The following is a 16,817-nucleotide window of genomic DNA, read 5'->3' as shown; positions in this document are numbered from 1 at the left end:
TTTAGCGGTAAACTATATTTGCAAACCCTAATGCGAGGTCCTTGCCATGGCTGCCGAATCCTTTGATCTGATCGTGATCGGTGCGGGGCCGGGCGGCTATGTCGCCGCGATCCGTGGCGCCCAGCTCGGCCTGAAGGTCGCGGTGGTCGAACGGGAGAACCTCGGCGGCATCTGCCTGAACTGGGGCTGCATCCCCACCAAGGCGCTGTTGCGCTCTGCCGAAGTGTTCCACCTGATGCATCGCGCCAAGGATTTCGGTCTGGCGGCGGATAAGATCGACTATGATCTCGCCGCCGTGGTCAAACGCTCGCGCGGGGTGGCCAAACAGATGGAAGGCGGGGTGAAACATCTGCTGAAGAAAAACAAAGTCGAGGTCTTCATGGGCGAAGCCTCGATCCCCGCGAAGGGGAAGGTCTCCGTCAAAACCGACAAGGGCGGCGAGGAGCTGACGGCCAAGAACATCGTGCTGGCCACCGGCGCGCGCGCCCGCGAATTGCCGGGGCTAGAGGCGGACGGCAAACGTGTCTGGACCTATCGCCACGCCCTGCAACCTGCGCACGACCCCAAAAAGCTGCTGGTCATCGGGTCCGGTGCCATCGGCATCGAATTTGCGAGCTTTTACAACACCCTTGGCGCCGACACGACCGTGGTCGAGGTGATGGACCGCGTGCTGCCGGTCGAAGATGAAGAGATTTCGAAGTTCGCCAAAAAGGCATTCGAAAAACAGGGCATGACCATCATGCAAAAGGCCACGGTCAAGAAGCTCGACCGTGCCGACGACAAGGTCACCGCCCATATCGAACGGGACGGCAAGGTCGAAAAGCTTGAGTTCGACACCGTGATCTCAGCCGTCGGCATCGTCGGCAATACCGAAGGGCTGGGGCTGGAAGAGCTTGGCGTCAAGGTTGACCGCACCCATGTCGTGACGGATGAATACTGCCGCACCGGTGTCGATGGGCTCTTTGCCATCGGCGACATCGCGGGCGCGCCCTGGCTTGCGCATAAGGCCAGCCACGAGGGCGTCATGGTGGCCGAGCTGATCGCGGGCCAGAAACCCCATCCCGTCAAACCCGAAAGCATCGCCGGCTGCACCTATTGCCACCCCCAAGTCGCCTCCGTCGGCCTGACCGAGGCGAAGGCCAAAGAGCAGGGCTATGACATTAAGGTCGGGCGTTTCCCCTTCATCGGCAATGGCAAGGCCGTGGCTTTGGGTGAGCCTGAGGGGCTGGTGAAAACCATCTTCGACGCCAAGACCGGCGAGCTTCTGGGCGCGCATATGGTCGGGGCCGAGGTGACGGAGCTGATCCAAGGCTATGTCGTGGGCCGCCAGTTGGAGACCACCGAAGAAGACCTGATGAACACCGTCTTCCCGCATCCAACGCTCAGCGAGATGATGCATGAATCCGTGCTCGACGCTTTCGACCGCGTGATTCACATGTAAGGCGCGCGGGGCAGGGCGCGTCCAACGCGCCTTGCCCCGTCGCACATCGGCCAAACCGTCGGGAGCCATGTCGTGGTCAGCCTAAACCGTGTCGTCATGCACCGCAGCACCCGCCGGATGATTGACCGTTTGAACCCTGAAACGCTGGAAGCCGCCGAAATCTCCGGCAAGTTCGGCAAACGGTTCACGTTCAAGAGCTACACCCAGTTCGCCTATCCGACCTATGACATCTGCGCAGGTCCCTTCACCGATCCCACGAGCGGTGCCGTGCGGCAGTTCGATCTGATCCTCGCCAATCAGGTTTGGGAGCATCTCGACCGGCCTTATATGGCATTGGGGCATGTTCAACAGATGCTCAGGCCGGGCGGATATTTCTGGATCGCCGTGCCCTTTTTCGTCCCCTTTCATGCGGCCCCAAATGACAACTCCCGTTGGTCCGCCCGGGGCTTGAAAAACCTGCTGATCGAATCCGGGTTTGAGGCGGATCGGATCACCGCCAAACAATGGGGCAACCGTGCCGCCGCCGCCCGCAATCTGGAGCCTGACTGGCCCCCAGCTTTCGACAAGACCACAGATGATCTGACCAACGATCCCAAAATGCCGCTTTGCGCATGGGCGCTGGCCCGGAAGGCTTGAGGGCAGATGGCTGAACACACCTCCTTTCTGCGCGTCTTCGCGCTTTGGGCCGCGGGGCTGGGGGCAGCGGCGCAATACGGCAAGATGAGCGTCATCTTCGACCTGCTGCCGGATATCTACCCGCAGGCCGGGGCGGCGCTTGGGTTCTTGGTCTCCTTGGTGGGTGGTGTCGGTATCCTCCTTGGTGTCGTGGCGGGGCTGGTGGTCGCCCGGGTCCGCTATCGCCGCGCGCTTCTCTTCGCCCTCTGGCTCGGCGCGGTTGTGTCGGCATTTCAGACGTTCTTGCCGGGCTTTGGCTGGATGCTGGCCAGCCGCGTCGTCGAAGGGCTGTCGCACCTGGCCATCGTCGTCGCCGCGCCGACCCTCATCGCGCAGCTTAGCGCCGTGAAAGACCGCGGGTTTACCCTGACCCTCTGGGGCACCTTCTTTGGCGTCGCCTTCGCAGTCCTGACGCTTCTTGGCCGCCCGCTCGCCTTGAGCTGGGGGGTGCCAGCACTTTTCGCCGTTCACGCGGCTTATATGGCGGGCTGCGCGCTGGTGCTCTCCGCCAGTCTGCGCAGCTTGCCGGAGGAGGGCGCGCAGCCGCCTTTCTCCCTGCCGCAGATACTCCGCGATCACCTTGCGATCTACAGTTCACCCTTTCTCTCCGCTCCGGCGGCGGGGTGGTTGTTCTATACATTCAGCTTCGTCTCCATCCTCACTGTTTTGCCGCCCTACCTCCCCGAGGCATGGCGCGCGGTCACAATGGCCGCCATGCCGCTCACCAGCATCGCGGTGTCGATGACCATCGGCGTGGCACTGCTGCGCCGCCTGCCAGCGGTCTACGTCGTGCAAACGGGCTTTGGCCTCTCGGCCCTTTTCATGGTCTGGCTCTGGCTCACCCCCGGCACCCCGCTGGCCTGTCTGGCACTTGCAGGGTCCATGGGGCTGATCCAAGGGGCAAGTTTCACCGCTGTGGCACAGCTGAATACCGGCCCCGCCGCGCAGGCACAGGCCAACGGTGCGGTGGCGCAGATGGGCAACCTCGGCAACAGCCTCGGCACGCCGGTCATGGCCTTCGGTCTGGCAAGCTTCGGCGCCGCGGCGCTGCCGCTGCTTGCGGGCGGGGCCTTCGTTATGGGGCTTGTGGCACATCTCCTCCTCGGTGCGGCCCGACGTCGCAGGCGGCACGTTCCTGTTTAGTTCTCATTTTTCCGTTGGAAAACACTGCATCAGCACCTATGTACAAATCGTTAAGAGGGGCATGTGATGGCTGAGCTGAAGAATATTGAAGTGCGCGGCGCGCGCGAGCACAATTTGAAGAACATCGACGTGGATATTCCACGGGACCAACTGGTTGTAATCACCGGGCTTTCTGGTTCCGGTAAGTCGAGCCTTGCCTTCGACACGATCTATGCCGAAGGGCAGCGGCGCTATGTGGAATCGCTCTCGGCCTATGCGCGGCAGTTCCTCGATATGATGCAAAAGCCGGATGTGGATCACATCTCCGGCCTCAGCCCCGCCATCTCGATCGAGCAAAAAACTACGTCGAAGAACCCAAGGTCGACCGTCGGCACTGTGACCGAGATTTACGATTACCTGCGTCTGCTCTTCGCCCGCGTTGGCACGCCCTATAGCCCCGCCACCGGCAAGCCCATCGAAGCGCAGCAGGTGCAGGACATGGTCGACCGGATCATGACGATGGACGAGGGCACGCGGGCCTATCTGTTGGCCCCCATCATCCGCGACCGGAAGGGGGAATACCGCAAAGAATTCATTGAGTTGCGCAAGCAGGGCTTCCAGCGGGTCAAGGTGAATGGCGACTTTTACGATCTGGATGAGCCGCCGACCTTGGATAAGAAATTCCGCCATGACATCGACGTCGTCGTCGACCGGATCGTGGTGCGCGAGGGTTTGGAGACGCGGCTTGCGGACTCGCTCCGCACCGCGCTCGACCTTGCCGACGGGATCGCTGTGCTGGAAACGGCCCCCAGCGAAGGAGAGGCAGAACGCCATACGTTCTCCGAGAAATTCGCCTGTCCCGTCAGTGGCTTTACCATCCCCGAGATCGAGCCGCGGTTGTTTTCCTTCAACGCGCCTTTCGGGGCTTGCCCGTCTTGTGACGGCCTCGGGGTCGAGCTTTTCTTCGACGAACGTTTGGTGGTGCCGGATCAAAACCTAAAGATCTATGATGGTGCGCTGGCGCCTTGGCGTAAGGGGAAGTCTCCGTACTTTAAGCAAACCATCGAAGCCATTGCGAAACATTATAATTTTGACCAGAAGACCCGTTGGAAAGACCTGCCTGAAAAAGTGCAGAACGTCTTCCTCCACGGCTCCGGCAAGGAAGAGATCACCTTCCGTTATGACGAGGGCGGTCGCGTCTACGAGGTGAAGCGGGTGTTCGAAGGGGTCATCCCCAACATGCAGCGGCGCTACCGCGAAACCGATAGCAACTGGGTGCGCGAAGAGTTTGAGCGCTATCAGAATAACCGCCCCTGCGGCACTTGCGGCGGCTATCGCCTGCGGCCCGAAGCGCTGGCGGTGCGGATTGGCCCGCGGGACGGTGGTGAAGATGAATTGCTGCATATCGGCAAAGTCGTCGAGATGTCGATCCGCGAGGCCTTCGACTGGTGCAAAACGGTGCCAGACCATCTGACCGATCAGAAGAACGAGATTGCCCGGGCCATTTTGAAGGAAATCCGGGAGCGTCTTGGTTTCCTAAATAACGTTGGTCTTGAGTACCTTACGATGTCACGTTCAAGCGGTACGTTAAGTGGTGGTGAGAGTCAGCGCATTCGTTTGGCGAGCCAGATCGGCTCGGGGTTGACGGGCGTTCTCTATGTTCTTGATGAGCCATCGATTGGTCTGCACCAGCGTGACAATGACCGTCTCCTCGATACATTGAAGAACCTGCGCGATCAGGGGAATACCGTGATCGTGGTTGAGCACGATGAGGAGGCCATCCGCGAGGCGGATTACGTCTTTGATATCGGGCCGGGGGCTGGGGTCCACGGCGGGCAGGTTATCAGCCATGGCACGCCGCAAGAGGTAGCAGACGATCCGAATTCTGTTACGGGCCAATACCTTACCGGCGTTCGCGAAATCTCGGTCCCGGCGAAGCGGCGCAAGGGGAATAAGAAGAAGTTGCAGGTGGTAAAGGCCACTGGCAACAACTTGCAGAATGTGACGGTGGACTTTCCGTTGGGGAAATTTGTCTGCGTGACGGGCGTGTCGGGGGGCGGTAAATCGACCCTGACGATTGAAACCTTGTTCAAGACCGCTTCGATGAATCTGAACGGTGCGCGACAGACACCTGCGCCGTGTCAGACGATCAAAGGGTTGGAGCATCTCGATAAGGTCATCGACATTGACCAACGCCCGATTGGGCGGACTCCGCGTTCGAATCCAGCGACTTACACCGGGGCCTTCACCCCAATCCGCGACTGGTTTGCCGGGCTGCCGGAGGCCAAGGAGCGCGGCTACAAGCCCGGTCGGTTCTCCTTCAATGTCAAAGGGGGGCGTTGCGAGGCCTGTCAGGGCGACGGGGTCATTAAGATTGAGATGCACTTCCTGCCGGACGTCTATGTGGAATGCGAAACCTGTAAGGGTGCGCGCTATAACCGTGAGACGCTAGAGGTGAAGTTCAAGGGCAAGAGCATCGCAGATGTCCTTGATATGAATGTGGAAGATGCGCAGAACTTCTTTGCCGCGGTGCCGTCGATCCGTGAGAAGATGGACGCGCTGATGCGGGTCGGCCTTGGGTATATCAAGGTGGGTCAACAGGCGACGACGCTCTCGGGCGGTGAGGCGCAGCGGGTGAAACTCAGCAAGGAGTTAAGCAAACGCTCGACGGGGCGCACGCTTTACATTCTAGATGAACCAACCACCGGTTTGCACTTTGAAGACGTGCGTAAGCTTTTGGAAGTGCTGCATGAATTGGTTGATCAGGGCAACTCCGTCGTGGTGATTGAGCATAACCTCGACGTGGTGAAAACTGCGGATCACGTCATCGATATTGGCCCCGAGGGCGGTGATGGCGGGGGCCGTGTTGTGGCCACGGGTACGCCCGAAAAGGTCGCGGAAGTGGCCGAAAGCTATACGGGGAAGTACCTTAAGCCCATGTTGCGTAAGGAAACGAAAGTGGCGGCGGAATAACCGCCGCCACTTCACCGTGTCAGTTATGTTAGGGGCTTAGCCCTTATATCCGCGCTGCTCGAAACGGGGTAGCATGGCAGAGAAATCTTTGCCCTTGCCGCCTTCCTCTTCGACGAAGCGGGTGTAGAGCTCTTTCGCCAGCGCGCCCATGGGCGTGTCGGCATTGGCCATATCAGCGGCTTGCTGCGCGAGGCCGAGGTCTTTCAGCATCAACTCCGCCGCGAAGCCCGGTTTGTAGTCATTGTCGGCAGGCGACTGCGGACCGACGCCGGGGGCAGGGCAATAGGCGTTCATCGACCATGAATAGCCGGAGGACGTGCTAACCACGTCGAACATCCGCTCCCGATCTAGGCCCAGCTTGTCGGCCAGCGCGAAGGCTTCGCAGGTGGCGATCATCGTGGCGCCGAGGATCATGTTGTTGCAGATCTTCGCGGCTTGGCCCGCGCCCGCGTTGCCGCAGTGCACGGCCTTCTGACCCATGATGTCGAAGAGCGGTTTGGCTTTCTCAAAGGCCGCCTCCGCACCGCCTGCCATGAAGGTAAGCGTACCGCCCTGCGCGCCGCCGATGCCGCCGGAGACGGGGGCGTCGACGAAGAGCAACCCGGCTTTCTGCGCCGCCTCTGCCGCGAAACGCGCGCTTTCCACATCGACGGTGGAACAGTCGATCAGCAGCGCGCCGGGGGCCATATGGGCGACCGCTTCCTCGGCGACTTGGCGCAGGATCGCACCATTGGGCAGCATGGTGATGACGACATCGGCCCCGGCGACCGCCTCGGCGATGGTCTTGGCCTCGGCGACCCCTTCGGCGGTGGTACCGGCCACGTCATTGCCGCGCAGGGTGTGACCCGCGGCGGCGAGGTTGGCCGCCATCGGGCCGCCCATATTGCCCAGTCCGATGAAACCGATTGTGAGTTTGCTCATGAATTTTCCTCCAACTTCAATTCGTTGTCGCCCAAGGGGGCGAGCATGGCTTCGACATCGGCCTGCGGTACGTTCCAATCGGCATGTTGCCAGTTGGGGCTGCGATCCTTGTCGATGATCGCGGCGCGCACGCCCTCGATGAAGTCGCCTCTTTCCAGTGACCGCGCGGTAAAGCGGTATTCCTGTTGCAGCGCCGGGACCATGCCGATGCCCGGGCCGCGCAGACGGCGGAGCATTTCCAGCGTGCAGGCCATCGACAGGGGGGAGTTGCGGCGCAGGGTCTTCAGCGTCTCGGCGGCGAAGGCGCTTTCCGATATGGAAAAGGTGGCTTCGATCTTTTCCAAATTCTCCGGTGCGAAAAGGTGATCCACCTCATCTTGAACTTCGGCCAGTCTGGATGGGGGCGGGGTCGTCGCCGCGCGGTCGAGGATGAAGGGATCGCCGTTCTCTTCCAGTTGCGCGATCAGCTCGGGCCATTGGTCTTCGGGGATGAAGTAGTCGGCAAAGCCCGCGTGCAGCACATCCGCCGGACCCATGCGCGCCCCGGTGAGGCCGAGGTATTCGCCCATCCGCCCCGGCGCTTGCGCCAGCAGCAGCGTGCCGCCCACGTCTGGTACCAGACCGATGCCGCATTCCGGCATGGCGATCTTGCTCGTCTCACCCACGACGCGGTGCGAGCCGTGGCAACCGATTCCGACGCCGCCGCCCATGGTGAAGCCCTGCATGAAGGAGATCACCGGTTTGGGGTAGCCGTGCAGCTTGTTGTTGAGCCGGTATTCATCGGCCCAGAACTGCCGGGCGAAGTCGAAGTCGCCGTCCTTGCCGGTCTGGTAGAGTTGCGCGACGTCGCCGCCGGCGCAGAAGGCTTTCTCGCCCTCCGCGTCCAGCACGACGACTGCGACCTCCGGATCGTCCCGCCAGTCGTCGATCGCCTTCTCGATGGCGATACACATGTCGTAGCTCAGCGCGTTCAGCGCCTTGGGCCGTGTTAGGGTGATGCGGCCCGCGCGCCCCGTTTTGCGGATGTCGATGTCACTCATGGGGGCCTCAGCGGTTCTTGAGCATGTCGCGGGCAACGATCACGCGCATGATCTCATTGGTGCCTTCGAGGATCTGATGCACCCGCAGGTCGCGGACCAGCTTCTCGATCCCGTAGTCGGCAAGGTATCCGTAGCCGCCGTGCAGTTGCAGGCACTGGTCGACGACCTTGCTGCCGGTTTCGGTCACGAATTTCTTGGCCATGGCGCAAAACTTGGTGGCGTCCGGCGCGCCGGTGTCGAGCTTCCACGCCGCTTGGCGCAGGAAGGTGCGCGCGGCCTGCAACTCGATCTCCATATCGGCAAGGCGGAATTGCAGCCCCTGGAACTGGTCGATGGTCTGCCCAAAGGCCTTGCGGTCGCCCATGTAGTCCAGCGTCTTGTTCAGCGCGGTTTGTGCCGCGCCAAGCGAACAGGCCGAGATGTTGAGCCGCCCGCCGTCGAGCCCCGCCATGGCGTATTTGAAGCCCTTGCCCTCTTCGCCGACAAGGTTCTCGGCCCCGATCTTGCAATCGTCGAACTGCACCAGCGCGGTCGGCTGGCTGCGCCAACCCATTTTGTCCTCGAGCCCGCCGAAGCTGAGGCCCGGGGTGCCGTCCTCGACATAGACGGTGGAGACGCCGCGCGCGCCCTCGTCGGAGGTGCGCACCATGGTGACATAGGCGTCCGAATAGCCGCCGCCTGAGATGAAGGCCTTGGTGCCGTTCAGCGTATAGCCCTCATTGTTGCGCTCGCAGCGGGTTTTGAGCGCGGCGGCGTCGGAGCCGGAGCCGGGTTCGGTGAGGCAGTAGCTCAGCACCGTCTCCATGGTCAGCACCTTGGGCATGACGCGCGCTTTCATCTCGTCACTGGCGAAAGTGTCGAGCATCTTGGCGCACATGTTGTGGATCGAAAGGAACGCCGCGACCGAGGGGCAGGCCATCGAGAGCGCCTCGAAGACCAGCGTGGCGTCGAGGCGCGAGAGACCCGCGCCGCCGGTCTCTTCGGAGACATAGAGCCCGCCAAAACCCAGCTCGCCGATCTGCGGCCACAGCCCCTTGGGAATGGTGCCGTCCTTCTCCCACTGATGGGCATGGGGGGCGATATTGTCCTGCCCAAAGGCATGGGCCATGTCGAAAATGGCGGTCTGTTCCTCGTTCAATGCGAAATCCATCGCGGCTCCTCCCTGAAGTCATGTGTTCTTGGAACTGAACACTTGTTTAATTCTATCAGCCGAAAGGAGTCGCAACAAGCGTCACAGATCGGCGTGGTATTCCTCGATCAGATGGCGCACGACGGCCCTGCCGCCTTCGCCCTCGGGGGCCTCGGCCCAGACCTTGCGTTGACGCTCGGCAGAGGTTTCGCCCCGTGCGGCGTCGCGCAGCGCGCTGACCTCGTCGAGACATCCAAGCGCCTCGGCATCCTCGGCCAGAAGGCTCACGATCTCGTCGAAAAGCTGGTCGAAGGGTTTCATCTGCCGGTCGCCGAAGTCGATCAGCGCGTCGCCGGTGCCATAGCGTTGCGCGCGCCAGCGGTTCTCGCCAATGAGGAAGCGGTCGTATTTGCGCCAGCTGAGGTTGCCATCGCGCAGGCGCAGCAGCATCCGGCAGAGCGCCTGAGTCAGCCCGGCGAGGCCAAGCGTATGCGACAGCCGCGGCTGCACGTCGAAGATGCGGGTTTCCAGCGTGGGGTAATGCACCGAAGGCCGCAGGTCCCACCAGACCTTGGAGGTGTCTGCGATGATCCCGAGATCCACCAGCGTGCCAGTGGTCCGCTCGTAAGCCGCCCAGCTGTCGAACTGCGGCGGCAGGCCGGTGCGGGGCATATTGTCCATCACCGACATGCGGTAGGAGGCCAGCCCAGTGTCTTCACCCTGCCAGAACGGCGAGGAGGCGGAAAGCGCCAGCATATGCGGCAGGAAATAGGACAGCTGCGGCATCAGGTCGATGCGCAGATCGTCGCTGTCGATGCCGACATGCACATGCATGCCGCAGATCAGCATCCGGCGGGCGATGTCCTCAAGCTCGGATTCAAGCTGCGAATAGCGTTGTTTCTCGGTGGTGCCTTGGGTCTTCCAATCCGAGAACGGGTGGCAGGCGACGGCGATGGGGGAAAGGCCATGGTTCCCCGCCAGTCGCGCGATGGTGGCGCGCAGGTAGCGCAGATCGTCGCGGGCTTCGGCCACGGTCTTGCAGGGCTTGGTGCCGATCTCGATCTGGCACTGCAGGAACTCGGGGCTGACCTGATCGCCCAGCTCCTTACGGCAATCCTCCATCAGACTTTCGGGGGCGTCGGCCAGAGCCAGTGAATCCGCGTCGACCAGAAGGTATTCTGCTTCGATCCCGATGGTGAATTCTTTTTGCATGGCTCTGACCTTTGGCAGGGGCCGGCCGCCACGTTGGGCGACCGGCGGGATGGATCACTCCATCACGGGGATGGAGAACTCGCCACCCTCCTTGATGCCCGACGGCCAGCGCGCCGTCACGGTCTTGGTGCGGGTGTAGAACTTGAACGCATCCGGACCGTGCTGGTTCAGGTCGCCGAAGACGGATTTCTTCCAGCCGCCGAAAGTGTGGTAGGCCAGCGGCACCGGGATCGGCACGTTCACACCGACCATGCCGATGTTGATGCGGTTGGCGAAGTCGCGCGCCGCGTCACCGTCACGAGTGAAGATCGCGGTGCCGTTGCCGTATTCATGGTCCATCGCAAGGCCAAGGGCCTCTTCGTAGTCCTTGGCGCGGACGCAGGTCAGCACGGGGCCGAAGATTTCCTGCTGGTAGATGTCCATGTCCTTGGTCGCGCGGTCAAACAGGTGCGGGCCGACGAAGTAACCGTTCTCGTAGCCCTGCAGTTTGAAGTCACGCCCATCAACGACCAGTTCCGCGCCCTGATCGATGCCGGTCTGGACCAGACGCTCGATGTTGGCCTTGGCGGCGGCGGTGACCACGGGGCCGTAGTCGACGTCGTTGCCCGCGGTGTAGGGGCCGACTTTCAGTTTTTCGATGCGCGGCACCAGCTTCTCGATCAGGCGGTCGGCGGTTTCCTCGCCCACCGGCACGGCGACGGAGATTGCCATGCAGCGTTCGCCCGCGGCACCGTAGCCCGCACCGATCAGCGCGTCGGCGGCCTGGTCGAGGTCGGCGTCGGGCATGATGATCATGTGGTTCTTGGCACCGCCGAAGCACTGCACGCGTTTGCCGTTGGCACAGCCAGTGGCGTAGATGTACTCGGCGATCGGGGTGGAGCCCACAAAGCCCACCGATTGGATCACGTCATGGTGCAGGATCGCGTCGACCGCTTCTTTGTCACCGTTGACGACCTGAATGATACCCTTGGGCAGACCGGCTTCTTCCAGAAGTTCGGCCAGCATCAGCGGGACGGAGGGGTCACGCTCCGACGGTTTCAGGATGAAGGCGTTGCCGCAAGCGATGGCGGGCGCGAACATCCACATCGGGATCATGGCGGGGAAGTTGAAGGGCGTGATGCCCGCGGTGACACCCAGAGGCTGGCGCATGGAGTACATGTCGATACCGGGGCCGGCGCTGTCGGTGAAATCACCCTTCAGCAGTTCCGGCGCGCCGATGCAGTATTCCACCACTTCGAGGCCACGCTGCACGTCGCCGGCGGCGTCGGGCAGGGTCTTGCCGTGCTCGCGGCTCAGCGCCTCGGCCAGCTTGTCCATGTCGCGGTTCAGCAGGGCCACGAATTTCATCAGCACGCGGGCGCGACGCTGCGGGTTGGTGGCGGCCCATTTCGGCTGCGCGGCTTGGGCGTATTCCACGGCCTTGTTCAACTCGTCGCCATTGGCGAGCGGCACCTTGGCCTGCACCTCGCCGGTGGCGGGGTTCATCACGTCGGCAAAGCGCCCGGAGGTGCCCTTAACGTGTTCGCCGTTCAGGTAATGCGTCATCTCTTGCATGATCGGTCTCCTCTATGGTTGGCGGCACGATAGCCTTGCAAAAAGAAGCGGAACAGAGGAAGGATGGCAAAACCGTCTTGCATTTTTGCAAAACGTAAGAGGGCAGGTAGATGGATCAGAATTGGGACGACCTGCGGCTGTTTCTGGCCGTCGCACGAGAGGAAAGCCTGTCTGGCGCGGGCAAGCTGCTGCGGCTCGATCCCGCGACGCTGGGCCGCCGCATGGCACGGTTGGAAAAGGCGTTGCAGACCGTCCTCTTCGTGAAATCGCCACAGGGCTATATGCTCACCGAAGCGGGGCGGGACCTGATGCAGCGGGCAGAGCGGGCTGAACAGGCGATGCGCGCGGCCACCGCCGGGGTGCAGGTGCAAAGCGATCAGCTTTCGGGGCAGATCCGTGTCGGCGCGCCCGATGGGGCGGCGAACTATCTGCTGCCACAGGTCTGTGCAGCCATTGCCGCGAAGAACCCCGATCTGGACGTGCAGATCATAGCATTGCCGCGCGTTTTCAACCTGTCCCGGCGCGAGGCGGATATGGCCATCGGGGTGAGTGCGCCCACGGCGGGGCGGCTGGTGGTGCAGAAAGTGACGGACTACCACCTCCATCTTGCCGCCGCCGAAAGCTATCTGGCGCAGCATCCTGAGGTGACCGCCGTGGGCGATCTGCAAGGGCACCGGATGGTCGGCTATATCCCCGATATGATCTTTGACCGTGAGTTGGATTACCTTGCGGACCTTGGCATCAGCCGGGTGGCGCTGGCGTCGAATTCCGTCTCCGTGCAGGTGCGGATGATCCAGCAGGGCGGGGGGATTGGGGTCGCGCATGACTTCTCGCTCGCTGCGACGCAGGGGGTGCGGCGCATCCTCACCGATGCCGTGAGCCTCAAACGCGCCTTCTATCTGATCCGCCACGCCGATGACCGCCGCAACGCGCGGTTGGCGGCCTTCGCCGAGGCGCTGGCCACCGGACTGCGGGCCGAGACCGCGCGGCTGGAGGCGCTGACCTCGGGCCGGGCTGCGCCAAAAGCTTGACAGAAAAGGATTTCGCGGTGACGCTGGAGGTGACTTTGCCCTGTACCCAAGGAGGCGCCAGATGCTCGTATCGCAGATTCTCAAGACCAAGCCCGATGACAAGGTGGTGACGGCCAAACCCGGATTGGCGATCTCCGAGGCGGCGGCGATGCTGGCCGAGAAACGGATCGGGACGCTGGTGATCTCGGCCGATGGCAAGACGCCGGATGGGATTCTGTCCGAGCGGGACATCGTGCGCGAGCTGGGCCGCGCAGGCGCGGGCTGTCTGGAGCAGGCGGCCGAAACCCTCATGACCCGCAAATTGGTGACCTGTAGCCGCGACGACCGCTCCGACGCGGTGCTGCAAAAGATGACCGATGGGCGGTTCCGCCATATGCCGGTGCTTGAGGACGGCGAGCTGGTGGGGCTGATCTCGCTCGGCGATGTGGTCAAAGCACAATTGCAAGAGCTGTCGATGGAGAAACAGGCCCTTGAAGGCATGATCATGGGCCACTGAAGCGGCCTTTGAACTGTGATCCCCGCCGACTGACGGCGGGGCAATGCTACCGCTAACCGACTTGCGCTTGGGGCGGTGAAATGATTGGCTGTGCCGCAACGCAGCAGATACGCAGGACAATTACATGCGCATAGCCCTTTACCCCGGTACGTTCGACCCGATCACGCTGGGGCATATCGACATCATCCGCCGCGCGGCCCGCATGGTCGACCGGCTGGTGATCGGCGTGGCCATCAACCGCGACAAGGGGCCGTTGTTCACCCTCGAAGAACGGGTCGCCTTGATCGAAGCGGAGTGCGCGCAATTGGCCGAGGAGACCGGCGTCGAGATCGTGGTGCATCCGTTCGAGAACCTGCTGATCGACTGCGCCCGGGATGTCGGCGCCCAGACCATCGTGCGCGGCCTGCGCGCAGTCTCGGATTTCGAATATGAGTTCCAGATGGTCGGTATGAACCGGCAGTTGGACGATTCCATCGAGACGGTCTTCTTGATGGCCGAGGCCACTCATCAGGCGATTGCCAGCAAATTGGTGAAAGAGATCGCGCGGTTGGATGGGGATGTCAGCAAATTCGTGACGCCGGCGGTGAATAAGGTGCTGATTGAGCGGTTTTCGCAGAAGTAGCGTTTGGGGTGGAGAGTGGGCCGCGTGAGGCGTGGTTCTGCGAGGTATTTTTAAAAGGATGAAGAGGAGGGGCGTGGCGCTTGAATGGCGGCCGCGTCTTTTTTGGGTTCTGTGGGGGAGCGATTGGGGAAGGTTACCGCCAGAAGGCCATCCATTCGATCAGCGCGAAGAGTTTTTTGCCGAGATAGATCATATGGTCGGCCCCATAGATATAGAGGTCGACCGCCATCGCCCCGGCGATGACGAGGGCCAGCACGATGGCGATGGGATTGGTCATGGTGTGGCTCCGGCCGGGGAATAGCCTGATATTACAGGCACATCCCCGCCGTGCAAGCCTCAGCCCAGTTTGCCCATGGCGACGGCGACATCGGCCATGCGCACCGAGAAAGCCCATTCGTTGTCGTACCAGCCCAGCACGCGCACGGTGCGGCCTGCGACGACGATGGTCTGGTCGGGGGCGAAGATGCAGCTTTCCTCGGTGTGGTTGAAGTCGATGCTGACCTTCTGCTCGGGGTCGTAGGCCAGCACGCGTTTCATCGGGCCGTCGGCGGCGGCGCGGGCGGCGGCGTTGATTTCCTCGACCGTCACGTCGCGGCTGGCTTGGAAAGTGAGATCGACGGCGGAGACATTTGGCGTGGGTACGCGCATTGCGGTGCCGTCGAGTTTGCCCTTCAGCGCGGGCAGCACTTCGCCCAGAGCCTTTGCAGCGCCGGTGGAGGTGGGGATCAGCGCCATGGCGGCGGCGCGGGCGCGGTAGAGGTCGTTGTGGCGGCGGTCGAGCGTTGGCTGGTCGCCGGTGTAGCTATGGATCGTGGTCATCAGGCCGCTTTCGATGCCCACGGCTTCGTGCATCACCTTGGCCAGCGGGGCGAGGCAGTTGGTGGTGCAGGACCCGTTGGAGATCATCCGGTCGGAGACCTCAAGCTGGTCATCGTTGACGCCGTAGACGATGGTCTTGTCGACGTTCTTGCCCGGCGCCGAGAGGAGTACGCGTTTGGCGCCGTTTTCGAGGTGTACATTTGCTTTGTTGCCGTCGTTGAACTTGCCGGTGCATTCCAGCACCACGTCACAGCCGGACCAGTCCAGTTCTTCGAGGTTGTAGGTCGACATCATCTCGATGTCGTTTTGGCCGAGGTTCATGTAGCCGTCGTCGATCTGAACCTCGCCCGGGAAACGGCCATGGACGGAATCGTATTTGATGAGATGTGCCGCGGTGCTGAGCGGGCCGGTGGCGTTGACCTTGATCACTTCAATGTCGTCACGCCCCGAGGCCGCGATATGGCTGAGCGTGCAGCGGCCGATGCGGCCAAATCCGTTGATGCCAACTTTGATGGTCATGGTGCATTCCTTGTCTCGGGCCGCGCGGGTGGGGGGCCGTATGTCGGGGTCGCGGGTTCTATATCCGGCAGGGGCGGTCAGGGGAAAGGGGCAAAACCAAATGATTTCCATATGTTAGCGTTAAACTTGCATGTTAGCGGTAAAGGTCGCAGTGGCTTCGGACTTGCCAGATGGGCTGCACATGCTACTTCGGATGCAGCACGCAAAAAGGGGCATGGAATGAGCGGTTTACTGGCACTTGTGGATGACGTGGCGGCCATCGCCAAGGTTGCAGCGGCGAGCGTGGATGACGTGATCGGGCAAGCGGCCAAGGCGGGCTCCAAGGCCGCGGGCGCGGTGATCGACGATGCTGCCGTGACGCCGAAATATCTGCATGGGTTCAAGGCCGAGCGTGAATTGCCGGTGATCTGGCGGATCACCAAGGGGTCGTTGCGCAACAAGCTGGTCTATTTGCTGCCTGTGGGTCTGCTTTTGGCGAATTTCGCGCCATGGGCGATCCCGCCGCTATTGATGCTGGGCGGGGCTTACCTGTGTTTCGAGGGGGCCGAAAAGGTCGCCCATGCGCTTGGTTGGGGGCATGGGCATGAGGATTACCCCGATAAGGAGAAGGTGGTCGAAGACCCTGCGCAGTTGGAAGAGAAGAAGGCCGCGGGCGCGATCAAGACTGACTTTATCCTGTCGGCAGAGATCATGACCATTGCCCTTTCTGCGATCCCGGAGAGCAACTTTTGGATGGAAGCGGCGACGCTTGCGGCGGTGGCGGTCATGATCACCGTTGCGGTCTATGGCTCCGTCGCCTTGATTGTCAAAATGGACGATGTGGGTCTGGTGATGGCGAACAAGGGGCGATTTGGTCTGACGCGGAGCATTGGCCGGGCGCTGGTGCGCGGGATGCCGGGGTTCTTGAAGCTGCTCACGATTGTCGGCACGGCGGCCATGCTTTGGGTCGGTGGGTCGATCATCGTTCACGGGTTGGAGCAGATGGGCTTTGCCGCGCCCTATAAATGGATCCACGACATCGCCGTGACCGTTGGCCATGCGGTTCCGGCCCAGTTCGAAGGGGCGGTCGAATGGATCACCACGGCGGGGATCGACGGGCTCTTTGGTTTGGCGCTTGGTCTGGTACTGATCCCGATCGGGGAGAAGATCGTGACGCCGATCTGGCGCAAGGTGTTTCATAAGGCAGCCGTTTAAGAGCAACCTTATCTCGCAAATGAAAAAGGGGGCGACGGATGAACCGTCGCCCCCTTTTTGTATTGTATG

15 protein-coding genes are annotated in these 16,817 nt (G+C 62.0%); 8 read left to right on the top strand and 7 right to left on the bottom strand.

The window, feature by feature from the left end; genetic code table 11:
• Positions 1-46: 46 nt before the first annotated feature.
• From lpdA to uvrA, 4 genes are all read left to right on the top strand, one after another.
• Positions 47-1,441: a dihydrolipoyl dehydrogenase gene (gene lpdA / locus ACGYLQ_RS06790; protein ID WP_394441419.1), complete on the top strand. Its 1,395-nt coding sequence runs from the start codon at positions 47-49 to the stop codon at positions 1,439-1,441.
• A gap of 72 nt (positions 1,442-1,513) precedes the next feature.
• On the top strand, positions 1,514-2,077 hold the full coding sequence (locus ACGYLQ_RS06785) for a class I SAM-dependent methyltransferase (RefSeq protein WP_394441417.1): 564 nt from the start codon (positions 1,514-1,516) through the stop codon (positions 2,075-2,077).
• A gap of 6 nt (positions 2,078-2,083) precedes the next feature.
• Positions 2,084-3,259, top strand: coding sequence for an MFS transporter (locus ACGYLQ_RS06780; protein ID WP_394441414.1), 1,176 nt, complete (start codon positions 2,084-2,086; stop codon positions 3,257-3,259).
• Positions 3,260-3,325: 66 nt separating this feature from the next.
• The gene (gene uvrA / locus ACGYLQ_RS06775) at positions 3,326-6,211 is read left to right on the top strand and encodes an excinuclease ABC subunit UvrA (protein WP_394441412.1); all 2,886 of its coding nucleotides are present in this window, start codon (positions 3,326-3,328) and stop codon (positions 6,209-6,211) included.
• 36 nt (positions 6,212-6,247) lie between these two features.
• Here uvrA and mmsB read toward each other — a convergent pair whose 3' ends face one another.
• From mmsB to ACGYLQ_RS06750, 5 genes are all read right to left on the bottom strand, one after another.
• Positions 6,248-7,132 (bottom strand): 3-hydroxyisobutyrate dehydrogenase, encoded by an 885-nt coding sequence (gene mmsB / locus ACGYLQ_RS06770; RefSeq protein ID WP_394441409.1) that lies wholly within the window; start codon positions 7,130-7,132, stop codon positions 6,248-6,250.
• Positions 7,129-8,172 carry an enoyl-CoA hydratase/isomerase family protein gene (locus ACGYLQ_RS06765; protein WP_394441406.1) on the bottom strand — a complete coding sequence of 348 codons (1,044 nt, stop codon included), beginning with the start codon at positions 8,170-8,172 and terminating at the stop codon, positions 7,129-7,131. Before ACGYLQ_RS06765 ends, mmsB begins: the two co-directional genes overlap by 4 nt.
• Positions 8,173-8,179: 7 nt before the next feature.
• Positions 8,180-9,322 (bottom strand): acyl-CoA dehydrogenase family protein, encoded by a 1,143-nt coding sequence (locus tag ACGYLQ_RS06760; RefSeq protein ID WP_394441404.1) that lies wholly within the window; start codon positions 9,320-9,322, stop codon positions 8,180-8,182.
• Positions 9,323-9,403: 81 nt separating this feature from the next.
• Positions 9,404-10,513, bottom strand: a complete 1,110-nt coding sequence (locus ACGYLQ_RS06755; RefSeq protein ID WP_394441401.1) for a carboxylate-amine ligase — start codon at positions 10,511-10,513, stop codon at positions 9,404-9,406.
• A 54-nt stretch (positions 10,514-10,567) separates the two neighbouring features.
• Complete coding sequence (locus ACGYLQ_RS06750) at positions 10,568-12,067, bottom strand: CoA-acylating methylmalonate-semialdehyde dehydrogenase (RefSeq protein WP_394441398.1); 1,500 nt, start codon at positions 12,065-12,067, stop codon at positions 10,568-10,570.
• Positions 12,068-12,177: 110 nt separating this feature from the next.
• Here ACGYLQ_RS06750 and ACGYLQ_RS06745 point away from each other — a divergent pair, with 110 nt between their 5' ends.
• The 3 genes from ACGYLQ_RS06745 to coaD all read left to right on the top strand — a co-directional run bounded on the left by ACGYLQ_RS06745 (position 12,178) and on the right by coaD (position 14,216).
• The gene (locus ACGYLQ_RS06745) at positions 12,178-13,098 is read left to right on the top strand and encodes a LysR family transcriptional regulator (protein WP_394441395.1); all 921 of its coding nucleotides are present in this window, start codon (positions 12,178-12,180) and stop codon (positions 13,096-13,098) included.
• 61 nt (positions 13,099-13,159) lie between these two features.
• Positions 13,160-13,594 (top strand): CBS domain-containing protein, encoded by a 435-nt coding sequence (locus ACGYLQ_RS06740; RefSeq protein ID WP_067265447.1) that lies wholly within the window; start codon positions 13,160-13,162, stop codon positions 13,592-13,594.
• 124 nt (positions 13,595-13,718) lie between these two features.
• Entirely contained in the window at positions 13,719-14,216 is a 498-nt protein-coding gene (gene coaD / locus ACGYLQ_RS06735; protein WP_168613531.1) for a pantetheine-phosphate adenylyltransferase, read from the top strand.
• 133 nt (positions 14,217-14,349) lie between these two features.
• Here the strand turns inward: coaD and ACGYLQ_RS06730 are convergent, their stop codons facing one another.
• Together ACGYLQ_RS06730 and gap are read right to left on the bottom strand one after the other, a co-directional pair.
• Positions 14,350-14,493: a hypothetical protein gene (locus ACGYLQ_RS06730; RefSeq protein ID WP_394441393.1), complete on the bottom strand. Its 144-nt coding sequence runs from the start codon at positions 14,491-14,493 to the stop codon at positions 14,350-14,352.
• A 59-nt stretch (positions 14,494-14,552) separates the two neighbouring features.
• Entirely contained in the window at positions 14,553-15,554 is a 1,002-nt protein-coding gene (gene gap, locus ACGYLQ_RS06725; protein WP_394408285.1) for a type I glyceraldehyde-3-phosphate dehydrogenase, read from the bottom strand.
• A 219-nt stretch (positions 15,555-15,773) separates the two neighbouring features.
• On the opposite strand from gap, the gene ACGYLQ_RS06720 reads away from it, so the two are divergent.
• Complete coding sequence (locus ACGYLQ_RS06720) at positions 15,774-16,748, top strand: DUF808 domain-containing protein (RefSeq protein WP_394441390.1); 975 nt, start codon at positions 15,774-15,776, stop codon at positions 16,746-16,748.
• Positions 16,749-16,817: the final 69 nt, after the last annotated feature.

The sequence above is a fragment of the Sulfitobacter sp. 1A12779 genome, from assembly GCF_043557315.1.
GTDB classification, from domain to species: domain Bacteria; phylum Pseudomonadota; class Alphaproteobacteria; order Rhodobacterales; family Rhodobacteraceae; genus Sulfitobacter; species Sulfitobacter faviae.
This window is presented reverse-complemented; position numbering and strand designations above follow the sequence as displayed.

Bases quoted from the DNA above. Each gene is read 5' to 3' on its own strand.
- ACGYLQ_RS06720 (WP_394441390.1), top strand. From the start codon at position 15,774: ATGAGCGGTTTACTGGCACTTGTGGATGACGTGGCGGCCATCGCCAAG.
- mmsB (WP_394441409.1), bottom strand. From the start codon at position 7,132: ATGAGCAAACTCACAATCGGTTTCATCGGACTGGGCAATATGGGCGGC.
- gap (WP_394408285.1), bottom strand. From the start codon at position 15,554: ATGACCATCAAAGTTGGCATCAACGGATTTGGCCGCATCGGCCGCTGC.
- lpdA (WP_394441419.1), top strand. From the start codon at position 47: ATGGCTGCCGAATCCTTTGATCTGATCGTGATCGGTGCGGGGCCGGGC.
- ACGYLQ_RS06730 (WP_394441393.1), bottom strand. From the start codon at position 14,493: ATGACCAATCCCATCGCCATCGTGCTGGCCCTCGTCATCGCCGGGGCG.
- ACGYLQ_RS06765 (WP_394441406.1), bottom strand. From the start codon at position 8,172: ATGAGTGACATCGACATCCGCAAAACGGGGCGCGCGGGCCGCATCACC.
- ACGYLQ_RS06740 (WP_067265447.1), top strand. From the start codon at position 13,160: ATGCTCGTATCGCAGATTCTCAAGACCAAGCCCGATGACAAGGTGGTG.
- uvrA (WP_394441412.1), top strand. From the start codon at position 3,326: ATGGCTGAGCTGAAGAATATTGAAGTGCGCGGCGCGCGCGAGCACAAT.
- ACGYLQ_RS06745 (WP_394441395.1), top strand. From the start codon at position 12,178: ATGGATCAGAATTGGGACGACCTGCGGCTGTTTCTGGCCGTCGCACGA.
- ACGYLQ_RS06750 (WP_394441398.1), bottom strand. From the start codon at position 12,067: ATGCAAGAGATGACGCATTACCTGAACGGCGAACACGTTAAGGGCACC.
- ACGYLQ_RS06760 (WP_394441404.1), bottom strand. From the start codon at position 9,322: ATGGATTTCGCATTGAACGAGGAACAGACCGCCATTTTCGACATGGCC.
- ACGYLQ_RS06780 (WP_394441414.1), top strand. From the start codon at position 2,084: ATGGCTGAACACACCTCCTTTCTGCGCGTCTTCGCGCTTTGGGCCGCG.
- ACGYLQ_RS06755 (WP_394441401.1), bottom strand. From the start codon at position 10,513: ATGCAAAAAGAATTCACCATCGGGATCGAAGCAGAATACCTTCTGGTC.
- coaD (WP_168613531.1), top strand. From the start codon at position 13,719: ATGCGCATAGCCCTTTACCCCGGTACGTTCGACCCGATCACGCTGGGG.